Source organism: Vibrio sp. 1069, assembly GCF_033340555.1.
On sequence record NZ_JAWOWP010000830.1, the window covers coordinates 1 to 542 of the forward strand.

Annotated in this window: 1 protein-coding gene; it reads left to right on the forward strand. The window is 46.1% G+C overall.

Translation table 11 applies throughout. The annotated features are described in order from the left end of the window. Positions 1-8: 8 nt before the first annotated feature. On the forward strand, positions 9-542 hold a 534-nt coding region (locus tag R7040_RS29305), incomplete at its 3' end, for an ATP-binding cassette domain-containing protein (RefSeq protein WP_318098025.1).

A 542-nucleotide genomic window follows, 5' to 3' on the forward strand; every position in this document is an offset into this window, starting at 1 on the left:
GAATGATCATGATAAATTCCCCTTCTTACCTTGAGTTTTGCAACATATCGAAGCATTTCCCAGGAGTTAAGGCATTGAGCAACATTAGTTTTCGCGCCAACAAAGGCAGCATTCATGCGCTAATGGGTGAAAACGGTGCAGGTAAATCAACGTTGCTTAAAACTCTCAGTGGCTTACACCAACCTACTGAAGGCGAGTTGGTCGTCGATGGTAAAGCTTTGGTGTTCAACTCAGCGACTGATGCGCTTGAGCAAGGTATCGCCATTATTTACCAAGAGCTGAACTTGGTACCTGAGCTTAGTGTGGCAGAAAACATCTACCTAGGTCAGTTGCCAACAAAAGGTGGCAGTGTAGATGTGGAAACATTGAACGCTCGAGCGCGAGAACAGCTAAAACGTTTGGGGGAGGATTTTGATCCTTCTCGCCCACTTAAAGAGTTTTCTATCGGCCAGTGGCAAATGGTGGAAATTGCCAAAGCACTAAGCCGCAATGCTCAGATTATCGCGTTTGATGAACCAACCAGCAGTTTGTCTCAACGCGAG